A 10,447-nucleotide genomic window follows, 5' to 3' on the forward strand; every position below is an offset into this window, starting at 1 on the left:
GTATAATGGGTTGCCCCTTTGCTGATGGCCCATCCCTTCATGGCCTCAGCCACCTGATCGGCTATTTTCCGTTCTATTTTAGAACCGGAATCAATGGCTCCCCGAACACTCTCCAAAGCATCCTTGGTCAAATGCTGCAACATTTTATCCTCATTGAAAACATTGGTTGCGAAAAATTCGGAACGCCTACCCTTTTCCTCAATAGGTAGTGGAATTCTTTTTTGACTTTCAAGAATTGCATTAAACCTTAATCCAGACATAATTTTAATAGATTTCGACAAAAATAATGATTAACGATTTAATAATTTAAACTATACAATAATACCTTTTACATAAAATACCCCAAAAAAAACAGGGGTATGTGAAATTATTAACCACTTGTTGATAAATACCCCCTAAAAAAAACGATATATTTTACAAATATCATACTTTTGCTATTCTTAAATTTAAAATTAACATCCAACATTATGGCAAAAATTAAATTAGAATACATTTGGTTAGATGGTTATTTCCCCACTCAAAATATGAGGAGCAAAACCAAAGTTGAGGAACATGAAAACTTCAAAGGAACTTTAAAAGAATTAGGGAATTGGTCATTTGATGGATCTTCAACGAAACAGGCAACAGGTGACGCTTCTGATTGTATGTTGGTTCCAGTAGCTATTTACCCGGATCCCGAACGCGCCAACGGATGGTTGGTTATGACCGAAGTTTATACGGCTGATGGAAAGCCTCACCCATCCAATGGTAGGGCAACAATTGATGATGAAGATGATGATTTCTGGTTTGGTTTTGAGCAAGAGTATTTTATAATGGATACAGAAACTGACTTACCTTTAGGTTTCCCTAGAGGCGGATATCCTGCACCACAAGGTTTGTATTACTGCTCTGTTGGTGGATTAAATACCCACGGAAGGCAATTGGTTGAAGAACACGCCGACCTTTGTATTGAGGCCGGATTAAATTTTGAGGGTATTAACCAAGAAGTTGCTTGTGGACAGTGGGAATTTCAATTATTCGCCAAAGGAGCCAAGAAAGCTGGTGATGAATTATGGGTTGCACGATATTTACTTGACAGATTAACTGAAAAGTATGGCTATTATATTGAATACCATCCCAAACCTCTTGGAAGGGAAATGGATTGGAATGGTTCTGGGATGCATGCCAACTTTTCTAACACTACACTAAGAACATGTGGAGATAAGGAAGTCTACGCTGCAATTTGTGAAGCTTTCCGTGGTGTTGTTGAAGAGCACATTGCCGTTTACGGTGAGTTTAACGACCAACGTTTAACAGGATTACACGAGACAGCTAATATCACGGATTTCTCTTGGGGAGTTTCAGATAGAGGAGCATCAATTCGTATTCCATTAATTGCCGTTCAAAAAGGATATAAAGGTTGGTTGGAAGATAGACGACCTGCTTCTAACGCTGATCCGTATAAAATCGCGGGCAGAATCATCAAAACCGTTAAATCCGTAAAGGTTTAAAGGATTTTAAAATGATCGATTGTTTTAATAAAAAAGCCCTGACGGTAATCGCCAGGGCTTTTTTTATCAGTGTGTTGTGAAATATATAAACAACGCGTAGACCAAGAGCAACACCAATCCGTCGCGCCATCCCAATCGCAGGCCTTTTGGAAAAAATACCAAGGGGAAAATCAAGAACGAGATTCCCAACATCCAAAAGATATCATTACTCAGCAACGTCTGATCCATCACCCGAATGGGAGTGATGATCGAGGTGATACCCAATACGGCCATGATATTGAAAATATTCGATCCAATTAAATTGCCCAGGGAAATGGCTTTTTCCTTTTTTACGATGGCTATTATAGAGGCAGCCAATTCCGGAATACTCGTACCGACGGAAACTATAGTGATACCAATGATCCGTTCACTTACACCATAATTATTGGCCAGTCCTACTGCCCCATTTACCAATAATTCAGAACCACTCCAAAGGGCAACACCTCCAAGTCCCAAAAACAATATGGCCTTATATAAAGGTAATGGAACATCATCTTCATGGGCCTCCTCTACAACAGCCGTTTTCTGGTACTTTAGAAGATAGACCAAAAATAGAAATAGCCCTACGACCATAATAATCCCCTCGTACCTCTGCAATTCCCCATCAAAGAATATAAACCCAAAAAAGAGCAAGGAGGCCAACATCATCATGGGCCAATCGGTAGTATAAAAGCCTTTACGAACCTCAATACTACCTAATAGTAAGATCACGGCCAATACCAAACCTAAATTCGCAATGTTCGAACCGACCACATTGCCTAGGGCCAAATCTGGAAAACCATCTGTGGCCGCCTTTATACTTACAATGAGCTCTGGAGCAGAAGTGGCAAAGGACACTATGGTCATACCGATAACAATTTTCGGGATATTCAATCGAAGGGAAAGGGCCACCGCGGATTTTAAGAGCCAATTGCCCCCTGCAATGAGGAAAATTAGACCAAGGAAAATAAAAAGAAAGTTTTGCATGCTGCGCTTTTGACAAATATAAACCAAGATCTTTGTTTGCCTTGGTCAAACCATACTATTGTGCGTATTGCGCAAAACTATTTTTATAGTTAAATAACTATTAAAATAGTTGTGTTGTTCATTTATTCCTTTTATGTTTGGAAAAAGATATAGGACCGATGCAAAAATTGACCAATAAGGAAGAGGAAATCATGATTATTCTTTGGCGCCTAAAAAAGGCGTTCGTAAAAGAGATAATGGCTGAAATTCAGGGCAGCAAACCCCATTACAATACCTTATCGACCATTGTGCGCAATCTTGAGGAAAAAAAATACGTAGGGTATGAAGCCTTTGGAAACACGCATAGATATTACCCATTGATAACCCTCGAAGCCTATCGCAAGAAATTCGTCAACTCAAAACTTGTCGAATATTTTGATAATTCCTATAAAAGTATGGTCTCCTTTTTTGCCAAGGAAGAAAAAATATCAGTCAAGGAATTAAAGGAAATCATAGAACTCATCGAAAAGAAACAGTAATGGAAACCCTTTTGATTTACATTCTGAAGGTCTCGGGCATTCTTTCCCTCTTCTATTTGACCTACCAGCTATTTTTAAAACAGGAGACATTTTATGCTGTTAATCGGCATTTCTTGTTTGTGGGTATCGTAGCCTCCTTGCTCTTACCTTTCGTTACCATAACCCATTACATCGAACTCAGCACCATTCCAATTCATTCCCTTTCAGGAAATGATACCTCCATCACAATGGAACAACAGGCTCAAGGACTCCATTGGACGCATCTGGTCTTCGCAATCTACCTTTTGGGATTATTGATGCATGGAACAAAGTTCATAGCCCAGGTTCTTTCCTTGGCCAAAATGATTACGTCCAATAGTATTGTTGCCGATGGTAGATTCAGGTATGTGGAAATGAATGGCCCCATTGCCCCTTTTTCCTTTTTTAATTACATATTTTACAACCCCAGGCTGTATTCCCCCAATGAATTATCGGCTATCATTCAACATGAAAAGGCACATAGTTCGCAGTGGCATTCCTTGGATGTGCTACTGTCCCAAGCAATAACCATAGTCACGTGGATGAACCCGTTTAGTTGGCTCTACCAATCCAACATAAAACAAAACCTGGAGTTTTTGGCCGATGCCGAAGCCACCAAAGAAATACCTTCCATCAAAAATTACCAATACACCTTATTAAAGGTTTCTGGAAATCAATTGTACGTCCCGATAGTCAATAATTTTTATAATTCATTAATCAAAAAGCGAATAGTCATGTTAAACAAATCAAAATCAAACAAACGGAATATGCTAAAGATCGCATTCATTTTACCGGCATTGGCCCTGTTTCTAGTCAGTTTCAACACCAAGGAAGTCTATGTGCCTGCGAAAACCACATTGGACACCCCATCGACTTCGGTACAAAATTCCCAGCTTATCGAAATTAGGATAGACAAGAATACCACCGACAAGGAATTAAGGGCCCTGAAAAAAGACCTTTCTAAAAAGGGAATTGATTTCTCCTATACGGCCGTCCATAATTCCAAAAAAGAAATCATAGAGATTTCCGTGGATTTTGCCACAACCAATGAGGATGGCAATATAACACGAAGTTCTTCAAGTTTCAGCAATGAAGAGGAAGGTATAGATCCAATTCATATTATTTACGATAAGGGCACCAATAGCATTTCAATGGGAAGCAAAGACGGTATGCATTCCAAAATTAAGAAGAACGTACGTATTGAGGTCGATGAAGATGATGATAAGATGATATGGGTAGAAGCGGATGGTGATGGCGTCGATGACGTCGAACATAAGACCATTGAGATCATTGATGAAAATGGTAAGGAAACCATAAAAGTCAATGGAAAAGAAGTCAGCCGTAAGGAATTCGACAAAATGAAAAAGGAAGATGGGCTTCATGAAAAACATATTAAAATAAAAAAATCAAAAGGGGACAAAGATGAAAACATCTTCATCATGAAAATGTCCGATGAGAATGAGGATATCGATATGGATATGGATATGGATATGGATAATATCATCTTGGAAGATGACGATGATCAAAAAATGTTCATCATGAAAAGTGGAGGAAAGGAAAAACCGCTTTTTATAATCGATGGTAAAGAAGTTAAAGAAAAAGAGATGAAGGAGCTAGATCCTTCAGGTATTGAATCCGTCAATGTTCTTAAAGGCGAAATGGGAAAAACTATATACGGCGAAAAAGGTAAGAATGGGGTTGTGCTTATAACCCTCAAAAAAGAATAAACATATGTTTTCAAAGCATTCATAAGACCCTGATAATTTCGTCAGGGTTTTTATACATTTGAATTAATCAGAATACCATGGGAATTTCGTTTTTCAAACTTATTGCAAACATCAATAAAGCCATTTTGCCCTCTTTCACAAAACAAGGATTGGATCTAGCAAAAGCCTCTAAATGGCAATTGGTCCTAATAGGGTGGCGCTATTACGTGACCACCAGGGCCATCGAAAAAAACGACCCAAAATAAACACAGGGATCAAGAATCCCTGATTCAGGATGATTTTAGGGTGAAATAAAAATCGAGAATGCGAATCAGGTCCTTCTCCCGATCGATATGCAATCCTTCTTTTTTTAGTATTTCCTTTACTTCAGCGGCATGTTCATTGAACAGCTTTAATAAATGTTTTTCCCTATTCGGTAATTTTATAAGGACTTGCCCTTCAGTATCATAATCCACAAAGTAGAATGTACCTTTGGTGTTTATGAATTTTGCGGGTCTATTGGTTTCAAAACTGTTCTTAGCCATTTTAACGGGGGTGTATTCGATTATCTCCCTATGGTAAAGGCCATAATCCCCATTCGTGAGTATTTTTTCAAAAAAGGTATTTCCAACCTCCTTTTTATCATCATTGTAATCATGTGTTTCATACACCTTGTTCGAGCCATCCAATAACTCGATGTTATAGTCATTAGGTTTAACCATCGAATAAATTTCACCCGCTTCATTTTTATATTCAATACTATTATCAAAAACATTGAAGCGGATAAAATGAGTCACCTCGATTTCATTGACCCTCGCCGGGACAAAGTCTTCGTATAGATAGGGAGATCCGATGACCTCATCGTACGTTGGTGCCTTCACCGTTGTATTGAAGTACAGTTCCGTATTGGGGCCATTCTGTCGAACGGTAACCCTGGCCTGGCCATACATTGGGATTGCGGAAGTGTACAAAATCAAAACGAATGACACTGTATAAAATCGTGATATTTTCATGCGCTGCTATTTTTTTAGTTATGTCAATCCTTTCGTAATATTATGTTCGTTGAACCTTACATCAATAATGCAGTATTGCCTTTACATCATAGTCCAACAATTTATCCTTCCCTTTTAGAAAATCGATTTCCAATAAAAAATTGCACTGTACGATTTTCCCTCCCATTTTTTCTATTAATCTACAGGTGGCCTGGGCCGTGCCCCCTGTTGCCAGCACATCATCATGGATCAAGACCCTATCCCCTTTTTGTATGGCATCGGCATGTATCTCCAAGGCATCGCTACCATACTCCAGATCATATTCATGCCGTATGGTCGTATAGGGTAACTTACCTGGTTTACGCACCGGGACAAAGCCCGCATGTAATCTGGATGCCAACATAGGTGCAAAAAAGAACCCCCTACTCTCCATGCCTACCACCTTATCGATTTTTAAATCACCGAGAAGTCCCATCAAAGTATCTTCAGTAAATTTTAGGGCTTTCGGATCTTTTAAAAGAGGGGTGATATCCCGAAAGATGACCCCCTTGGTAGGGAAATCATGAATATCCCGTATAAAGGTTTTTAAATTCATTGAAATAGATTATGCATATTTTGCAGTAAAGGTAAAAAGAAATATATTTGCACCCCTATAAACGGCCTCGAGGTGCATCTAAAAAGTGTAGCTGATTACAATCCAGAAGGCTGCCTGTCGGCAGACAGGGTTACAGGTTTCCTCGATACGTCGGTACTGTCGAAACCTTAGGCTGTTTTAAACCTATATGGTCCTGTGGCGCAACTGGATAGCGCATCTGACTACGAATCAGAAGGTTACAAGTTCGAATCTTGTCAGGATCACGACACTCGGAAAACCACGTCTTTTTCAGACGTGGTTCTTTGTTTTTTGGAAAGGCCAAGCGATAGCTTGAAGCCTTGGAAAAAACCAAGGACCAGGGTGGCAGCCCATGGTTTTCCAATTGCACCTTTGAAGCTAAAAGAAAACCGAAGGTAATCTTGTCAGGATCACGAATAAATCAAAAACCTGTACGTAGAGTCAAGCTTGCTTGAATTTTTAAGTATGGATTTCTGATTTTCAATCCCGACGCTTCGGGAGGAGCTTTATCAAGAAAACCGAAGGTAATCTTGATTTGATTTCCTTTTAGGCAACTTATGGATGTTCACAAGTCATATTAAATAAGCTTTCATACTCATATATATCCGACAAAAAACAATACAAAATTCCTTGCAACCAGATATCCTAAAAACAGGTAACGCCATGCGCGGAATGGCATAGGGATATTCCACTTGCATCATTTCAAGAATATCCCCTCTAAGTATTCGGATCATTTGAACCAGCATACAACAGTTTTATTGGATTCCTGTTTTACGGAAATGACCATTAAAAGAAAACCCCAAGGCATTGCCTTGGGGTTTTCTTCACCAATAATCATTATCTGAGGCATGAATTGAATCAAAAAATAAAGGAGAGTTTCCTCTCCTTTATAATCAAACTAACTCTCTCAAAAATTAACTATAAACTCAAAGAGAACAACAAATCTATTATTCGGTATCCCACCAAACACGAGTGGTCAATAAATCCGGACCTTGCCTTGAAATTGCCTCTGCATAATTATCAGGGTTATTGGCTTGATCGCCTACAGAATAGGTAAGTCTTCTTGGTATGGTGCCACCTGTCTCATTTCCTGGGTAAACAACGGGTACCAACACTGGGAAACCTGTTCTTCTCCAATTGGAAAACGCCTCATATTCATTCAGGTAGGTCGCTGCCCAATATTGGGTGTTGATTTGCTCCAACGCATTGGCCGCATCAAATGGTTTTGCTGCCAAATACGCATCGATATCAGCATCAGCAATTGCAGCATCGGGTGAATCGATTTCATACATTTTCATGGCCGCCCTAACCCCAGCATTATAATGAGGCTCTGGATCACCACCGGCAAGACCCCAGCGCACAGCACACTCAGCCAACATAAACTCTACTTCAGCGTAGGTTTGGAAGATCATAGGAGAATCCCGACGAGTCATAAAATTACGGTTGGGTTCGGCATATTCATCAATATTTTCCTCCCCGGTATCTGCCATCAACATTTCCAAATCCAACCCATTGGGTAAGCCTTTTAAATCGGCTGGATCAGTACTTCCGTCAGAAAATCTAGAGGCCAAAATCGGTAACCTTGGATCATCCTGTAAGAAATCGATAAATGTCTTACTCATACGTTGATTATTATCGGCTTGAAAAACTTCCCCGATACCGTTTTGATTTACGCCTTCAGGTCCAACGGTATGTGGTACAAAGGCAATATCAGCATTCGACTCCATTACGCCACCTGCTATGGCCTTAGTTGCCCAAGCTTGGGCTGCGGCAGGATCAACTTTAATCAAACGCAAACCTAAACGCAACATCATAGAATTGGCAAATCGTTTCCATTGGGCTTGATTTCCTCCATAAAACAAATCAGCAGAGCCAAATCCAGAAGTTCCCGTACCCAATGCCGCCGCAGATTCTTCCAATTCTTTTAACATATCGGCATAGATTTCACTTTGGGGATCATACTTTGGTTGTAGAATACCCTCAGTTACGGCTTTACCAGCCTCACTATAAGGGATATCGCCATATAAATCGGTTAATCTGGAAAAAATAAAGACACGAAGTATACGGGTTATCGCTTTCATTTCCGCTGGAGATCCATCTTGATCCAATTGATATAAGATATCCTCTACGGATTTTACAGGATTCTCATAATAACGATCGATCAAAGAAGATGCATACCCTTGATTCCAAGTATATTTGTCCCCAGACCAGTACCCCGCCGTGGTGGCATAGTGCTGCATCATGGTGGATTGATAGATCAAATTGGCTCTCCAATTTTCATAACGCTCCCCAGAAGTAAATAACTGGGCCGCGGTTAGCTTACTTGTTACCGGAACCTGACTTGGTTTCGTAGGGTCAACGTTCAGTTCCTCAAAACCTTCGTCGCACGCACCCATCAACAAGACAATTGACAGTATATATAGTATTTTTTTCATTATTATTTTTTTTTTAAAATTTAAGATTTAAACTAAGACCATAACTCCTTGTCGAAGGCAGTCCAAAATATTCAAGTCCTTGGGAGTTGCCAGCATTATAGGCACTTTCGGGATCAATATTATCCGCACTTCTTTGTATATAGAATAAGTTTCTTCCTATAATGGCTATATTGGCACTTGTAAAGAAGGTCCTATCCAAAATCTCATTGGGGAAGCTGTACCCAAAGCTTAATTCCCGGAATTTGATATAATCTGCATCTTCCACGAACTCTTCGGCTATGCCGCTCAATCTACCGTAATAGTTTGCCAAAAACTCTGGAGTTATTGTTGTGGTAAATGAAGTACCCGTACCCGCATCGGCGTCAAAGGTTGCACCATCGATTCCTGTGACAGTGAGTCCGTTTACCCTACCTTCCAGTGTTTCTTTATGTAGACCATTGCCGTAGGCTATGGCATTGGTACCAGAGAACACCTGACCACCAAATTTACCGTCGATCAAGAAGTTCAAGTTAAAATCACCAAAAGTGAAATTATTACTCCAACCCATGGCCCAAGGAGCCACACCATCACCTAGAATAATCCTATCACCTTGACGGGCCAATGGCACACCTTCGGAATTCAGATCATATACAATGTTACCTGCGTTGTCCCGAACATAACTTACACCTACGATTTTCCCAAATCGCTGGCCCACTTCGTGTTGTATTCTAACGTTACGTGTACGGGGCTCATCCAAACTTACGGGTTGTCCTTCAGCGTTGGTCTCAACAATTAAACTTTCATTAAAGGATCCATTAATACTTGACGTCCAATTGAATTTTTCAGTTCGTATTGGAGTAAAGGAAAGCAAAAATTCCACACCCTTATTCTCCGTTTTACCTAAGTTCGCTGAAGCAGAATTATATCCTGAGTAAATCGATGTTGTAGCATTCACAATATCATTGGTGGTCTCATTTGTATAAACCGCCAAATCCAAAGATAATCTGTTATTGAAAAATCGGGCATCAAGACCAATCTCTATCTCACTTTTTTTCCAAGGTACCAAATCGGCGTTCGGCACTGTACCGCCGCTAACCCTTCCAAGGGGTTGGCCCAAATGGCCTTGCCCGAATAATTCATAGGTTGGGGCCAATTGATAGGATGTGTCTCCACCACCACCTACTTCGGAATACCCACCCCTAAGTTTTAAGAAGGTGATCGATGCTGGCATTTCAAAAGCATCGGATAAAACCAAACTAGCGTTCGCCGATGGATAGAAAACATTGTTGGAGGTTGTCTTACCAGGAAAGGATAACGTAGAGAACCAGTCATTTCTACCTGTAAAGGTTAAATAGGCCCAGCGATCATAGCCTAATTCCAAAGAACCATACACAGATCCAATTTTTCGTTCATTAAAAGCACGGGATCTATTTTGGTTGGCTAAATTGGATATATCCTCGAATCCTGGAACAATGAAATCACCTCCACCTAAATTCAATTCCTCATATTTAATATGGTTTCCATTTACACCGACCAAGGCAGAAGTTGAAAACTTATCTGTTATATCCTTGTCCGCTCCCAAGATTAAATCAGCATCAACCTGGGTATATCTTCTTTCCTGCTCCGTCATTGATCCAAGAGGTTGGTACGCTGTACCGTAAGGAGTAACACTCGTAGATTTTCTTGTATAA

At 40.0% G+C, this 10,447-nt stretch carries 9 protein-coding genes, 1 tRNA gene and 1 pseudogene; 5 read left to right on the forward strand and 6 right to left on the reverse strand.

Annotated elements, in window-relative coordinates:
- Positions 1 to 260 (reverse strand): glutamine synthetase III (locus WBM98_RS17810; RefSeq protein WP_424367369.1); only part of this gene is annotated, 260 nt, incomplete at its 3' end.
- A gap of 207 nt (positions 261 to 467) precedes the next feature.
- On the opposite strand from WBM98_RS17810, the gene WBM98_RS17815 reads away from it, so the two are divergent.
- Positions 468 to 1,490: a glutamine synthetase beta-grasp domain-containing protein gene (locus WBM98_RS17815; protein WP_424367370.1), complete on the forward strand. Its 1,023-nt coding sequence runs from the start codon at positions 468 to 470 to the stop codon at positions 1,488 to 1,490.
- A gap of 66 nt (positions 1,491 to 1,556) precedes the next feature.
- On the opposite strand, the gene WBM98_RS17820 is transcribed toward WBM98_RS17815, so the two are convergent.
- Entirely contained in the window at positions 1,557 to 2,495 is a 939-nt protein-coding gene (locus tag WBM98_RS17820) for a calcium/sodium antiporter (RefSeq protein ID WP_424367371.1), read from the reverse strand.
- 158 nt (positions 2,496 to 2,653) lie between these two features.
- Between WBM98_RS17820 and WBM98_RS17825 the strand changes: the two genes are divergently transcribed.
- The 3 genes from WBM98_RS17825 (at position 2,654) to WBM98_RS17835 (ending at position 5,003) form a co-directional block, all read left to right on the forward strand.
- Positions 2,654 to 3,013 carry a BlaI/MecI/CopY family transcriptional regulator gene (locus WBM98_RS17825; RefSeq protein WP_424367377.1) on the forward strand — a complete coding sequence of 120 codons (360 nt, stop codon included), beginning with the start codon at positions 2,654 to 2,656 and terminating at the stop codon, positions 3,011 to 3,013.
- A complete protein-coding gene (locus WBM98_RS17830; protein WP_424367372.1) occupies positions 3,013 to 4,758 on the forward strand; it encodes a M56 family metallopeptidase in 1,746 nt (581 codons plus the stop codon). Before WBM98_RS17825 ends, WBM98_RS17830 begins: the two co-directional genes overlap by 1 nt.
- Before the next feature lie 77 nt (positions 4,759 to 4,835).
- Positions 4,836 to 5,003 carry an SsrA-binding protein gene (locus WBM98_RS17835; protein WP_424367373.1) on the forward strand — a complete coding sequence of 56 codons (168 nt, stop codon included), beginning with the start codon at positions 4,836 to 4,838 and terminating at the stop codon, positions 5,001 to 5,003.
- Positions 5,004 to 5,027: 24 nt separating this feature from the next.
- Here WBM98_RS17835 and WBM98_RS17840 read toward each other — a convergent pair whose 3' ends face one another.
- Positions 5,028 to 5,750, reverse strand: a complete 723-nt coding sequence (locus tag WBM98_RS17840; protein ID WP_424367374.1) for a hypothetical protein — start codon at positions 5,748 to 5,750, stop codon at positions 5,028 to 5,030.
- A 61-nt stretch (positions 5,751 to 5,811) separates the two neighbouring features.
- A complete protein-coding gene (locus WBM98_RS17845) occupies positions 5,812 to 6,324 on the reverse strand; it encodes an adenine phosphoribosyltransferase (protein ID WP_424367375.1) in 513 nt (170 codons plus the stop codon).
- 189 nt (positions 6,325 to 6,513) lie between these two features.
- Between WBM98_RS17845 and WBM98_RS17850 the strand changes: the two genes are divergently transcribed.
- Positions 6,514 to 6,587, forward strand: a tRNA-Arg gene (locus tag WBM98_RS17850).
- Positions 6,588 to 7,289: 702 nt separating this feature from the next.
- Here the strand turns inward: WBM98_RS17850 and WBM98_RS17855 are convergent.
- Together WBM98_RS17855 and WBM98_RS17860 are read right to left on the reverse strand one after the other, a co-directional pair.
- On the reverse strand, positions 7,290 to 8,777 hold the full coding sequence (locus WBM98_RS17855) for a SusD/RagB family nutrient-binding outer membrane lipoprotein (RefSeq protein WP_424367376.1): 1,488 nt from the start codon (positions 8,775 to 8,777) through the stop codon (positions 7,290 to 7,292).
- Positions 8,778 to 8,790: 13 nt separating this feature from the next.
- Positions 8,791 to 10,447: pseudogene (locus tag WBM98_RS17860) on the reverse strand (SusC/RagA family TonB-linked outer membrane protein); the annotation flags it as partial.

It is taken from the genome of Maribacter sp. (assembly GCF_049667165.1).
In the GTDB taxonomy this organism is placed as follows: Bacteria; Bacteroidota; Bacteroidia; order Flavobacteriales; family Flavobacteriaceae; genus Maribacter_A.